We start from the raw sequence: 12,162 nt of genomic DNA on the forward strand, positions 1-12,162 counted from the left end.
GCGCCGCCACACCCTTACAGCTTGCCGAGGAGGAGCCCCCGCCAGGTCCAGCCGGCGTCGAGCACGGCGTTCCGCAGGGGATCGCGCAGGTCGGCGCCGTCGAAGCGGAAGGTCTCCGTCGCCTGGAGGCGGCCACTGCTTCCGCGTTCGATCGTCCAGGTGCGTGTGACGGTCCTGTCCGGCCCGCGTGAGTACTGCCTCGACACCGCCAGCCTCGGCGGATTTCCGACGCGGGTGACTTCCCACTGCTCCTCGACGGCGCGCACCTCATGGTCCGCCTGGACCAGACGCATCCGAATCCGCAGAGCACGGCTCAACTGGGACTGAACGAAGAAGTGCTGCCAGGTGGGCTCCGCCAACCGCCACTCCGCCACCAGGTCGGCGCCATCCCCGCCACCGTCACGGATGACGTACGGAACATCCGGGCTGTTCAGGCTGAGCAGGGCTGCGCGTACCTCCTCGGCAGCAGCTGGCACAACACCGTCTGCGGGGTGCCGAGTTCCTGTCAACTTGTCGAAGAGGCCCATCACACCTCGGGGGGCATTGTGAAGGTGGCCGGCAAGCCGGCGTTGGACTTGCAGTTGAGCAGGCCCGAAAGGATGCGACTCGATTCGTACACGACACGAAGGGTGTCCTGTCGCGCCGCATCCTCGCGTTCCGACGGTTCAAGCGTGGCACGAAATTCTCCACGAATCAGCACCGTCGCTCCGGCCCCCAAAGAGAATTTCTTGCTGGAGCATTCAAAATAGAGCACACTGACTTTGACGCCAGCAAGGGCAGTCTTCGCCATGCGGTATTCCTTGAAGATCGAGGCAACCTTGCCTTCTTCAGGAGCTTCTTTCGTAATAGAGAACCTCACCCTTGCCGAGGATAGTCCCGCCGACCCTCTATGCACTCCACAGAATTGTTCGAAATTTCCCTCACGCGCCGTTGCTGCATCGTACTGCGCAACCAGGCCATCAGCCGCTCCCTTCGGATTTCCGAGATACGTGGCCCTTGCGGAGTCCGGGATATCAGCAATTCGCTTCATGGCCGCTTTGGCCTGAGCACTGAGGACGCTGTCACAGGATGTCTCGGCAGGGCTTGGGCTCACTGTGCCCCCTCCCTTCGACTCGCCACTTTGGCAGCCGGTCACCATGAGGACCGCAGCAATCGAGACCGAGGCCATCAGCCTAAGCCTTGGGAAGTACACCACGCTGGTCCTCTCCATTGGTCCCCTTCGCATACCCGATCCCTAGCGCCTCTTCCAAGTCCTGGCCGAAACCTTCATCATGGTCGATATGATGTTTCGCCAAAAATTGATCCACCGGAGATGCAGCGGCTATACGACCTGCATCATAAATAACATTACGCTGCTCCTGAATCGTGCTGGAGCTGTCCATTTGGCCAGTCTCCGCACTGCTGCCGATCACGGCACCGATCTGCTGGTTAAGAGCTCCCTGCCCGGCATCCATGAAGACAGGAATGAGCGTGCCCGCGACACCGACCGCGGCCACAGGGGGCAGAAACGCTGCTCCTCCTGCGACCGCCACACCAGCGCCGAACTTGATCCAGTCGGTCTTCTCCTGCAGGCTCTTGTTGTACGCCGCGTCCTTCGCAAGCCCCTCGGCCCGAACCTGATCTGCTCTTGACTGGTCGAGGATTCCCTGGATCTCCGCGCCGGTCCGCACGATTTCGCGGGCGTGCGGCTGATTGATCTGATCGCCGTGAACCTGCGCTTCCAGCCCGCTCGTCCCATAGATCTGCTGAGCCACGGAGACTTCGGAGTACGCGTCCGGATGCTGCCCGATCGAGCTCAGGAACTTGATCGCGTTGCTCGATCCGAACTGTGCGTGCCCGTCAGGGTTCTTCGGGGCGAACAAGCTGTCGTCCCTGTTCTCGTTCAGCCCCCAGTTCAGATCGTCGATGTAGCCGGCCCCCATGCGGCCGAGGCTGTCCGAGATGGGCTCCTTGACGTTCTCGGGGTCGCCGTAGGTCTGCACGACCTTTTCCATGATCGCGGCTGAGGTCGCGTCCCGGGCCAGGGTGGGCGTCGAGTCGTCGTACGCGTACCCCAGCGTCGCCGCTTCCAGGGCGTGCCCGAGGGCGTCAGGACCGCCGTCACGCGCGTGTGCGGCCTCGTCACTGCCGGGGTGGACGAGGCTGTCCCCCGGCCAGTTGAAGTCCTTCTTCGTCAGCTCGTCGTAGTAGTTGTAGTCGAGGGTGGCGCCCTTCTTCACGGTGCCGTCCTCGTTGTACACCGTCGGCGTCATGTCGTCCGAGAAGAACTTCTTCGCCGCCTCGGGGCTGTGCCCGAGCCCCTCCAGAACGCTGGTGAGCGGGTCGTATCCGGCGCCGACCTTCCCCGAGGGGTTGTATCCCAGGTCGAGGTCGACTCCCGACGGCTTGTTGCGCATGAAGAAATCGGGGTCCTTGTGGTGCAGTTGGACCACATGCTCGGCGATGGGGTTGATGAACCTCGCATCGTAGTTCCCGTACCTCAGCAGCCCGCCGAGGATCTGGTATCCGTAGGGCGAGTTCGGCGCTCCCAACTGGAGGTCGATCGGCTGAGTTCCCAGCTTCCTGAATTCGGTACCCCAGCTGGCGGGCAAGTGAGGCTTGTTGTCCGGGTCGGTCGCCGAGGCGAGCGCTGTTCCCATGTTGCGCTGGAGCTGCCTGGTCAGGGCCAGCCGCTCCTTGTCGTCCCCTTCCGTACCGTCGAGGGACATACGGCCGTAGAACTCGAGGGTCTTCTCGGGACCTCCGAGGGACTTGTAGAAGCCGGTGCTGAAGTCGGCGTCCTTGGCGTTCCACTTCATGATCGAGTTGAGCTCGGTGAGCTGCTTGTCGGTCATCTTCGGACCGAGCTTGGCCAACTCGGCAGCGCGCTCGACCTGGGCCTCGTCGAGGGATTCGTACGAGCTGTGCCCGGCGTTGTGCGGATCGCTGCCGTGGCTCTTGCGCAGCGCGCGGGCCACTGACGCGTCGATCTCCGAGGCGTGGGACAGAATCCTGGTGATGCGACCCTCCAGTTCGTCCCTGGCCTCGTTCTCCTCCTTGGTGTGTACGTCGACGTCGCCCCTGATGTGTGGGTACACGCAGCGAACCGTGCCGTCACCGTAGTCCTGGACGCTGATTCCCCACTTCTGGACTTCGGCGTGCGCGGCCCTGATCTGCTTCTGGAGCGAGGCCAGTTCCGTGTGGGCGTCTTCGAGGACCTGGTAGATGCTGTTCGCCTCGGTGTGGAGGTCGGCGACCTCCTTCGCCGTCTTGGTGACGAAACCGCGCGTCACCGTGGCGTTCACCCCCGCCCACCGGGCCTTGTCCGACTTGGCCTGCATGCCGTCGCGGGCGTTCTCCGCAGCGGTCTTGAGCTTGTCGACGGCGGTCTTCCAGTCCGAGACAGCCGTGCCCAGCTTGCCGAGATCCACCTCGACGAGATCCGTGTACTTGACGGCCACCGCGCTACTCCTACTTGAAGTACTTGCTGATCTCGGACGCGGACACGGCTGAGCCGTCCCTGCTGCGCAGCACAGCCGAGATCTTTGCGTCGTCCTCGGAGTGCAGCTTCTTGCTGAAGTCGAGGTGGTTGGAAATGTGCGCACACGCCTGGAGGACTGTTTTCGCCTGGGACGTCCAGACCTCGACCGTCAGCTCCAGTGCGCCACCCATCGCGAAGCCGTGCGACGTGAGCGAGGCGGCGGCCTGCATCGTGGATCCGGCGCCGTCCTTGTTCATCCCCGCGCCGGCGATGTCCGTCCCGGTGTGCAGATCCTCGTACAGGGTGAACGCGTCATGACCGACGGCCCCCAGGTCGTCCTGGTTCACCACCAGCTCGCCCTCGCCCCCGCCGCCCTCCGCGGCGAGCTGGTTGAGCCGCATCCCTGTCGAGCCGCTCTCCGCCGCGTCGGCCTTCAGCTGCTCCCACTCGTCCCAGGCCATGCCCCACGCCCTCCCCCGCCCCCGTGTCGCGTCCAGCCGATCGTGGCCGATCACCTGAAGCTTCTTACCCTTTCTTACCGTTGCTTCACAACCGCTCGCGCCGAGTCATGAACGTCTATGTGTGACAGGGGGGTTCGCCGTGCGGGGTTCCCTCCCGCGTGGAGAGGCCGGGGAGCTTCCGTGACTACCTGGGGCCGACGGGCCGCGTTTCGCTTTTGTCGCTTTGAGTGCATGCAATGATCACGCTGATCAGCGTGCATGACGGGGGCATGGCAGGGATGACCGGTTACTACAAGGTCGAGTTCGAGGCGATGGCCCGGCTCGTCGTCGATCTCGCCGAGTGCGCGGACACCATGCGGTCCGCGATGAGACAGCTGAAGGACATCGGGCCCAAGGGCGCCGGCTCCGGTGAGCTGGAGGAGGCGTGCGACGACTTCCAGGAGAAGTGGGGCTACGGCATCGAGCTGATCGCCGACGCCACGGGCGGCATCACCGAGAAGGTCGCGCAGTCGGGCCGTGTCTACCAGGGGCTGGAAGAGGAGGTCACGGCACTCGTGCGGGCCGTGAAGCTCGCCGACAAGTCCTTGAGGGCGGAGGGTCAGTGATGCCCGGCTCCGCCGAGACGCCCGCGTTCCGCTTCCAGGTGCCGTCGGAGTTCCACGCCGTACCGCTGGGCCTGGGTGACGACGAGGACGCCTTCGACGCACGCGTACGGCAGTTCGCGCGGGACTACTGGGGCGAGCGCGAGGACCTGGAGCCACTGCGCAAGGTGACCACCGCCATGTACGCGGCCAACGCGCAGAACCTCGTCGAGGGCGGCACCGTCTACAACGCGCTCGGCATCTTCCCCGTCGGCGGCAGCGCGGACGGTTCCGAGCCTCCCGAGCGCGTCAGCCGCGCCACGCTCACCATCAGCGTGCGCGACCTGGACAACCCCGACCCGCACTTCACCGCCTCGGGCATCGCCGAGGCGCTGGACAAGGCGGGCCAGGGCGGCGAGGTCCAGCTCGTCTCCCTTCCCGTGGGACCGGCCGTCGTCCACATCGCCGGGTCCCGCGCCGTGTGGGAGCTGCCGGAGGAGGAAGGGCCGGGGCAGCAGGAACGGTTCTTCGTGCGCATCGAGGTCTGGGTGCCCTTCCCTGACGAGAACCGCCTGCTGCTGCTCTGTCTCAGCACGGCCGACGTCCAGGACCTCTTCCACTACCAGTCCGTCCTCGCGGACATCGCCGACACCGTCGCCTTCGGCGAGGACGATGACGAGGACGAGGACGATGACGAGGCGCCCCTGAACGCGGTCACGAAGGAAGCCGCTCCGCTCTCCCCCTTCGGCTCCTACTGACCGCGCCCAGGAGGCCGCCCATGAATCCTCAGACAGCACCGACGACACAGTCCTACGACGCGCTCGGCTTCGACCCCGCCCCCGGCGTGCCCGCCTCCGTGCACCAGCTCGTCACCTCCCTCAACAGCGCGGGCAAGCAACTGCACGACGCGCACGCGACCCTGACCAAGCTGGGGAAGGCGGACGGGGCGTGGGTGGGCGAAGCGGCCGCCGCCTTCGCCGAGAAGACCGGTGTGCTGCCGAAGTACCTGGACGACGGACGCGACTCACTGATCGACGCCGCGCACGCGCTGCGCACCTGGGAGTCTCAGCTGGCGGACTTCCAGACGAAGGCACGCCACTACGAGCACGAGGCCACGGCGGCCAGGCGGACGCTGGCGGACGCGCGCGGCAACCCGGATCTGCAGCTCGCGGGCCGGACGTTCGACACGGACGCGGAGCTGCACGACGCACAGCGGCGCCTGAACCACGCGACGAAGCGGGTGACCGAGGCGAGCGACGAGCTGGACGCGATCATCAAGAGGGCGCGGGAGCTCCAGCACGACCACCAGGTGGCGGCGCACATCGCCGCCGATCTGATCCGCAAGGCGGCCGAGGACGCCCCGGTCGAGTCCCTACTGGACATGATCGTCGACGCGGTCAAGGGCCTGGGCGAACGCATCAAGGACCTCGCGGGCGACCTCTGGGAGTGGATCAAGAAGCACGCGGACACGATCTACGAGATCGGGGACTGGCTCGGCTACGCCAGCGCGGCCTGTGACGTCCTCGCGGTCGTCTTCTCCGAGACCATCATCGGCGCCGTCGTCTTCGAGGGCATCGGCATGGTGCTCAACGCGGGCGCGCTCCTCTTCCACGGCGTCGGCTGGGCGGCCGGGTCGAAGAAGGGCAACTGGCTGGACATCGGCCTGGACGTGGTGGGCTTCGTCCCGTTCGGCGACCTGCTGAGGCTGGGGAAGGTCGGCAAGGGGATGTTCAAGGGCGTCAAGATCCCGATGAACGTGCTGGACTTCGGGGCGAAGGCCTCCGACGCCTGGAAGCGCGCGGACGACATCATCGAGCACGTCGGCGGGACCGCGAAGCTGGGCGACGACGCCGAGCAGTGGGTGATGCGCAACGTCAGCGCCCTCGGCAGCAAGGCCCACGCGATCCACATCACCGCGGACACCCTGGCCGACCGCTTCAAGGTGGCCGTGGCCAAGGAGTTCGGCGACTACAACCTCTACAAGGCCGGTGCCGGCATCACCGACATGGCCTTCCAGAAGGTGGTGCCCCAGCTGATCGAGAACACCCCGCTGGGCCGTATCCCCGCACTCGCGGACTCGGTCAGGCCGGTCATCGACAACGCCGGCGAGACCGTCGGACGCTACATCGACCCCCGCTCCTGGACGGCACGCGGTTACGAGGCGGCGCTCGGCGCGAAGAACCTCTACAAGGAGGGCGTGCGGATCGCCACCGATCCCGTCGAGTACGGCTCGGAGAAGATCCACGAGGGGATCGACCGGGCCCGCGACACAGCAGGCGACGTCCTCGGCCGCCTGGCCGACGCCAACCCGTTTGGATGACCCCGTGGACAACAGCCCGTACACGTTCCTGGTCTCCGGGAACAACCCCGTTCCGGTGTCCGATCCGCGGTCACTGGGACTGCCGCCCGACGCCGACACGCGCGCGACGATCCGGTCGACGACCGCCCGCCGCCCGGAGGACACCCCGCTGGCCCGGGTCGTCGCGCCGCGCTCCGCGGAGCGGTGGAGCCGCAAGGCGCCCTCGCCGTTCTGGATCCACGACGGACCGGGTGGCAGCCCCTGGTGTTCCGTCCACCCGGCCGCACCCGACGCCTACGACGTCCGTGCCGCCGACGGCACTCCCCTGGCCAGGATCACCCGCCGTCCCGGCAGGCTCCTGCCCTGGCCCCGCCGCGTCCGCTGGTCCGCGCAGCTCACCGGCGCCCCGCGGCCGGTCACGGGCAGGCAGGGCACCTCGTACGCCTGGTTCCTCTACGTGGTGACGTCGCCCGTCTGGTTCCTCTTCGCGCTCTGCGCGCTGCTGTACGCGTTCTTCGACGGCACCACCGACGACTGGACCTTCGGCAGACCGATCCGCACCCGGTGGCGCGTCCCCGGCACCGGCACGGCCCTGGACTACCGGGGCGTCAACAAGGTCTACCGCTTCGACCCGCGGCGTCTGGACCCCCGGGTCGCCTACGCCCTGGCGGTCCTCCAGACGTGGCAGCGCGGGAGCTGAGCCGGCCGGCGCTCGTCAGCGCGCCCGCGATCGGTACAGAGGTCAGATGATGTCGAGGTTGGCCATCATCCCCATGTCCTCGTGCTCGGCGTTGTGGCAGTGGAAGAGGTAGCGGCCGCGGTAGCCGTCGAAGCGGGTGATGATCTCCGCCGCTTCCCCCGGGCGGAGCGAGACGGTGTCCTTGAGGCCCGCGTCGTGAGGGAGCGCCTTCCTTCCTCTGCGCGACAGCACCCGGAACCCGACCAGGTGGAGATGGACGGGGTGGTGCACGTCCGCGATCAGCCGCCACACCTCGACGTCGCCGAGCCGGGTGGTGACGTCGGAGCGGGCCGGGTCGAACGGGACTCCGCCGATCAACCAGCCGTGGCCGCCGTGCATGCGTCCGGCGCGGAAGGAGAAGTCGCGTGTCCGTGTGGCGTCCGCCCGGCGCCAGTTCGGCAGGTCGTGGGAGAGGAGGCGGGGGATGCGGCTGTGGTCGGCGGCCTTGCGTGCGACCCGGAAGGCCAGGACGTCGCGTGTGCGGCCGGAGCCCAGCCGGTTGACGATTCTGACACGGCCGCCGACCTGGACCTTCGTGAAGTCGACCACCACGTCGTAGCGTTCGGCCGGGGCGATCGGCAGGGTGCGGTGGGTGACCGGTGCGGCGAGCAGTCCCTGGTCGGCGCCGACCTGGACGAGGTCGAGACGGTGTCCGTCGTCGGTGACCGCTTCGAGGTCGTAGTGGCGGGCGTTGGAGGCGTTCAGGACGCGCAGCCGGTAGCGGGCCGCGTCGACCTCGTGCACCGGCCACGGGGCGCCGTTGACCAGGATCACGTCGCCGAGGACTCCGGCGTGGAAGGCCTCCTCGACACCTGGCTGGTCGCGCAGGGTGGGATCGAGGGACGGGTAGTGCAGGTTGCCGTTGTCGTCGAACGCCCGGTCGGCGATCATGAGCGGCAGCTCCCGCGGCCCTGAGGGCAGGCCGAGCGAGTCCTCGGCGTCGTCGCGGATGATGTGCAGCCCGGCGAGGCCGCGCCAGATCGCGGGGGCGGTGAAGTCCATCCGGTGGTCGTGGTACCAGAGCAGCGTCGGCCGCTGGTCCATCGGGAACGTGTAGTCCCGCGTCAGCCTGGTCACCACGGCCTTCGGGTCCTGCATGCCCTGCATGCCCTGCATGCCCTGCATGCCGTCCATGCCGTCCATGCCGTCCATGTGGTCCATGCCGCTCATGTCATGCGCGCCGTGCATGCCGTGCACGATGGGGGATGCGGGCTCCCGCCAGTTCTTCGGCAGGACGAGGTCGGTCGGGTAGCCGTCCGAAGCGGCCGGCGTCCGTCCGCCATGCAGGTGCACGACCGTCGGCACGGGCAGCCCGTTGTGATGCGTCACGGTGACCGGGCGGCCGCGGCGCGCCTCGATCGTCGGACCTGGGAACGTTCCGCCGTAGGTCCACATCGGCGTCTTGACGCCGGGCAGGACCTCCAGGGTCGCCTCGCGCTGGGTGATTTCGTAGCGGTCGACGCCGCCCGAGGTGCTGACCGGCTTCAGGACGGACGGCAGCGGCAACGGCACCTGGAACGCGGGCGGCAGCGGCACACCGCTGCGTAACTGGTCGCCGGTGGAGGCCGGATGGCGCGCCAAGCCCGCCGCGGCCGTCAGCCCGGTGACCGCCGTCAGCCCGAGCGCCCCGCCGATGCCGAGGAACTGGCGCCTGCCGATTCCACGGGTTTCAGCCACTGGCTTCCTCCTCGCGCGGGGCCCATGCCGTGCGCGGAGCCGGCCGCAGGACAGGCTGCCGCCATACGGCGATGAACATCACGGTGAGCGCGACGACGGTCAGCACGCCCAGGGGAAGGTGCAGCCAGAGCGCGCCGTCCATCCCGGCGAAGTACTGCACCGTCTCCGCCGCCACCAGCGCCAGCGTGGCGACGAACGGCCAAGCCTGACGCAGCCGGACCCAGACCACGATCGCCGCGATCAACTGCACGTAGCCGAGGGAGGTGACCGTGTTGGCGCCGGCCAGGTGCCAGCGCAGTCCGTCGTAGTCGCCGCTCAGATAGACGCCTGCGAACACGGGCTGACCGAAGATCGCAACCGCGTGCGCGCTGACGACCGCCCGTAATGCCCAGCCACAGGACCACTTCCGATGGCCGGCGTCGGATCGGGCCGGCACGGCCCGACGGAATCTGTCGATCGTGACCATGAGTCGCTCTTCTCAGGGCTCGAGGTCGACCACTCCGGTGCCGCTCAGGATGTCGAGCGGCACGGAGACCTGGTCGTGCGCGATCAACCAGGTGCCGTCGATCTTCCGGAGGCAGTACGTCACCCTGACCCACATCCCGCTTACCGCCGTCCCGTCCTTGAGCGTGCCGCCGAGACGAGCGAAGGCGTGCCCGAACGCCACGTCGTCGCCCACCGTGAGCGTCAGGTCGCGAACCTCATAGGTGACGGTCTCGAAGGACGTGAAGACGGGGGCCCAGTTCTTGAGTTTGGCCTCGATCCCCACGTGCTGGAGCGGCGGCTGAACGTCGAAGGACACGATGTCCGTTGCGTAGAGCCGCCCCAGGCCATCGAGATCCTTGCTCTGAAGTCCTTCGACGAGCTTGTGGATGTGCCGGCGGATCTCGGCCTCATCCCTTTCGTGCTGCGTTGTCATCGCCATCCCACCCCGTCCGTTCGCGCTGGAATCCTGGCTCCTCACGAACTCGACTCTATGACTCGGGAGTTATCGCGTCTAAGATGAATATTGCTATGGCGTTATGTATTCGGGGGCATGATGGAGTTGCACTCGCTCAGACAGTTCCTGGTGGTGGCCCGGCTGGAGCACCTCAGCCGGGCCGCCGAAGAGCTGCACATCGCCCAGCCGTCCCTGAGCCGGACCATCGCCCGACTGGAGAGCGAACTGGGCGCACCGCTGTTCGATCGGGGCGGCCGGCTCCGGCTGAACGACAGCGGCAGACTCTTCCGCGATCACATCGAACGGGCACTGGGCGAACTCGACGCGGGACGGCGCGCTGTCGCCGAGTCCACCAGCGAGGGCCTGGGCGCCGTGAGACTGGCGTCGGAAACCTTTCTCACCCTCACCGGGCCGCTGGCGGCCTACAAGCAGGCGTATCCCGCCGCCGAGATCGAGCTCCACTGGTCGCCGCCCGAGGACATGGCCCGCCGCCTGCGCGCCCAGGAGGTCGATCTGTGCGTCGCCTCGCAGCCGATCCACACCGAGGGCCTGGAGTCCGTGCAGCTCTTCGACGAGGCGGTGGGAGTGGGTACGCCACTCGACCACCCCCTGGCGGGCCGCACCTCCGTGACCATCGACGAACTCGCCGACCAGCCCATCGTCACCGCCCGCCAGGGGCACTGGCTACGCCGACTGCTCGAACGGCTCTTCGCCGCACGAGACCTGACCCCGAAGGTCGTCTGCCAAAGCGACGAAGCCAGCGCCATCGCCGACCTGATCAGCGCGGGGCTGGGCATCGGTCTCGTCCCCGCCTTCGCCCGCCGCAGCATCACGCAAGCCCCTGTTGCCTGGGTCCCCGTCGACAACCCCGACTGCCGTCGCACGGTCACCCTCTACTGGGGCGCCGACAACCGTTCGTCATCCGCCGCACGGTTGATGCGCACCGCGATCACTGACTGGGACTGGAGCACAGGGGAGCCGCAGGCCCGACGCTGACGATCGGATCACCGGTCGTTTTCAGGAGCTGCGCGGCCGACGCTGGTCAGCGCACCCGCGATCGGTACCACTCGGCAGCCCCGGTCAGTCGGTGCAGGGGCCCCGGGCCGGGCGCGCAGCCGGCCGACCGCCAGACTTCCTCGCTCGCGTACCAGTGGTCGAGGGCGACGAGGGAGAGCTGCCGTTCACCGGCCCGGCCCTCGGTCCCGTGCAACGCCTCCACGCAGCGCTCCCAGGGCCATGACTCGGTCACCCGGGGCAGGACGTCCAGATCGGCGAGGGTCCGCAGCAGGGCTCCGGTGGTGACGGGTTCGGGGTGGCTGGCGTGGTGGATGCCGGGCTCGACCTCGTTCCCGTCCAGGGCGAGGGCGACGATGAGGCGCGCGAGGTCCTCGACGGCGACCGCGGAGATTCGGGCCCTTCCCCCGTCCCAGACGGCCGGCACACGCCGGACCAGCTCGGCCAGCCCGGGCACCACCCAACGGTCGCCCTCCCCCAGCACCAGCCCCGGCCGCAGTACGACGGCCCCCGCGGCCAGCGCGAACGCCTCCGCCTCCAGCCGGGACGCGCTGGCGGCGGAGACGGGGGCAGGTGCCACCTCGTCGACGTCGATGCCGCGGTGCGGGCCGCGCCCGTAGACAGCGGCGGTGGAGAGGTGGACCGTCCGTCCGACGCCCGCGGCCCGTGCCTCCTCCATGAGCGCGGCGGTGCCCAGCACGTTCACGGTGTGGCAGTGCTCCGGGGTCGGCCCCAAAACCCCGCCGAGGTGCAGCAGTACGTCGGCGTCGTCGCAGACCCCGCGCAGTGAGCCGGCGTCGGCCAGGTCGGCGTACCGCCAGTCGTCGGCGTGCGCGCGCGTCCCGTGGGTGGTCCGGCGGCCGAGGGCCGTGACGTACAGCGCGTCCGTCGCCCGCCGTCCCGCCAGCTCCCGCAGGACGGCGGAGCCGATGAATCCGGTCGGTCCGGTCAGGACGATCCGTACGGGGGGACTCAACTCCCGGCCCTCCTA

The 12,162-nt window shown here is 68.1% G+C and carries 13 protein-coding genes; 5 read left to right on the forward strand and 8 right to left on the reverse strand.

Annotation, left to right across the window (positions count from 1 at the left end):
- Positions 1–14: 14 nt before the first annotated feature.
- The 4 genes from IG99_RS32625 to IG99_RS32635 form a co-directional block, all read right to left on the reverse strand.
- Positions 15–527, reverse strand: a complete 513-nt coding sequence (locus IG99_RS32625; RefSeq protein ID WP_037680417.1) for a hypothetical protein — start codon at positions 525–527, stop codon at positions 15–17.
- On the reverse strand, positions 527–1,093 hold the full coding sequence (locus tag IG99_RS49130; protein WP_158973283.1) for a hypothetical protein: 567 nt from the start codon (positions 1,091–1,093) through the stop codon (positions 527–529). Before IG99_RS49130 ends, IG99_RS32625 begins: the two co-directional genes overlap by 1 nt.
- Positions 1,094–1,172: 79 nt before the next feature.
- A complete protein-coding gene (locus tag IG99_RS32630; RefSeq protein WP_037680418.1) occupies positions 1,173–3,440 on the reverse strand; it encodes a DUF6571 family protein in 2,268 nt (755 codons plus the stop codon).
- A gap of 10 nt (positions 3,441–3,450) precedes the next feature.
- Positions 3,451–3,921: a hypothetical protein gene (locus IG99_RS32635; protein WP_037680419.1), complete on the reverse strand. Its 471-nt coding sequence runs from the start codon at positions 3,919–3,921 to the stop codon at positions 3,451–3,453.
- Between the two features lie 236 nt (positions 3,922–4,157).
- Here IG99_RS32635 and IG99_RS32640 point away from each other — a divergent pair, with 236 nt between their 5' ends.
- From IG99_RS32640 to IG99_RS32655, 4 genes are read left to right on the forward strand one after another with little or no spacing between them, the layout of a single operon-like run.
- Positions 4,158–4,526, forward strand: a complete 369-nt coding sequence (locus tag IG99_RS32640; RefSeq protein ID WP_051866163.1) for a WXG100 family type VII secretion target — start codon at positions 4,158–4,160, stop codon at positions 4,524–4,526.
- Positions 4,526–5,260 (forward strand): hypothetical protein, encoded by a 735-nt coding sequence (locus IG99_RS32645; protein WP_199815661.1) that lies wholly within the window; start codon positions 4,526–4,528, stop codon positions 5,258–5,260. The genes IG99_RS32640 and IG99_RS32645 overlap by 1 nt, the downstream gene beginning before the upstream one ends.
- A gap of 20 nt (positions 5,261–5,280) precedes the next feature.
- The gene (locus IG99_RS32650; protein WP_037680420.1) at positions 5,281–6,822 is read left to right on the forward strand and encodes an AAA family ATPase; all 1,542 of its coding nucleotides are present in this window, start codon (positions 5,281–5,283) and stop codon (positions 6,820–6,822) included.
- 4 nt (positions 6,823–6,826) lie between these two features.
- Positions 6,827–7,501, forward strand: a complete 675-nt coding sequence (locus IG99_RS32655; protein WP_037680422.1) for a hypothetical protein — start codon at positions 6,827–6,829, stop codon at positions 7,499–7,501.
- Positions 7,502–7,543: 42 nt separating this feature from the next.
- Here IG99_RS32655 and IG99_RS32660 read toward each other — a convergent pair whose 3' ends face one another.
- The 3 genes from IG99_RS32660 to IG99_RS32670 all read right to left on the reverse strand — a co-directional run bounded on the left by IG99_RS32660 (position 7,544) and on the right by IG99_RS32670 (position 10,136).
- A complete protein-coding gene (locus IG99_RS32660) occupies positions 7,544–9,217 on the reverse strand; it encodes a multicopper oxidase family protein (RefSeq protein WP_037680424.1) in 1,674 nt (557 codons plus the stop codon).
- Complete coding sequence (locus IG99_RS32665) at positions 9,210–9,554, reverse strand: hypothetical protein (protein ID WP_199815662.1); 345 nt, start codon at positions 9,552–9,554, stop codon at positions 9,210–9,212. Before IG99_RS32665 ends, IG99_RS32660 begins: the two co-directional genes overlap by 8 nt.
- A 141-nt stretch (positions 9,555–9,695) precedes the next feature.
- A complete protein-coding gene (locus IG99_RS32670; RefSeq protein WP_037680518.1) occupies positions 9,696–10,136 on the reverse strand; it encodes a YybH family protein in 441 nt (146 codons plus the stop codon).
- Between the two features lie 117 nt (positions 10,137–10,253).
- Here IG99_RS32670 and IG99_RS32675 point away from each other — a divergent pair, with 117 nt between their 5' ends.
- Entirely contained in the window at positions 10,254–11,153 is a 900-nt protein-coding gene (locus IG99_RS32675; protein ID WP_199815664.1) for a LysR family transcriptional regulator, read from the forward strand.
- A 46-nt stretch (positions 11,154–11,199) separates the two neighbouring features.
- Here the strand turns inward: IG99_RS32675 and IG99_RS32680 are convergent, their stop codons facing one another.
- Positions 11,200–12,147 carry an NAD-dependent epimerase/dehydratase family protein gene (locus IG99_RS32680; RefSeq protein WP_037680426.1) on the reverse strand — a complete coding sequence of 316 codons (948 nt, stop codon included), beginning with the start codon at positions 12,145–12,147 and terminating at the stop codon, positions 11,200–11,202.
- Positions 12,148–12,162 lie beyond the last annotated feature (15 nt).

Source organism: Streptomyces griseus subsp. griseus (assembly GCF_000720255.1).
In the GTDB taxonomy this organism is placed as follows: Bacteria; Actinomycetota; Actinomycetes; order Streptomycetales; family Streptomycetaceae; genus Streptomyces; species Streptomyces griseus_I.